Source organism: Bartonella sp. AA83SXKL, assembly GCF_042196965.1.
Lineage (GTDB): Bacteria > Pseudomonadota > Alphaproteobacteria > Rhizobiales > Rhizobiaceae > Bartonella.
This window is the reverse complement of record NZ_JBHIRG010000230.1, coordinates 358-661: the sequence shown is the minus strand read 5'-3', so window position 1 is coordinate 661 and position 304 is coordinate 358. Positions and strand designations below refer to the sequence as shown.

Sequence of the window (304 nt, the reverse complement as noted above, 5' to 3'; positions counted from 1 at the left end):
CAAACAGCAAAATTGCCACTATTAATAAAAAGTTTCTTGAAAATTCAAGATACCAAAGCACACCGAGTACTATGACTAATAAAAGAGTACCTTGAAATTCTGTATTCCGACCATTTTCTGCTTCTTCCCACATGTCAGAGACTATACTCCATAGTATGAGTATACCCACTATTACTATGACAATATCACGCATTGTTTCCCCCCATTTATTAATTATCAGTCATATAATTGATTCTTTTAGAGGATACAATTGTGAGGTGTTGCTTGGTGCTAAAGACACTATATTTAGGCAAGAAAATAAAAA

At 33.2% G+C, this 304-nt stretch carries 1 pseudogene; it reads right to left on the bottom strand.

Features of this window, described 5'->3' with window-relative positions:
- Positions 1-193, bottom strand: a pseudogene (locus ACFINO_RS10800) (hypothetical protein); the annotation flags it as partial.
- Positions 194-304: the final 111 nt, after the last annotated feature.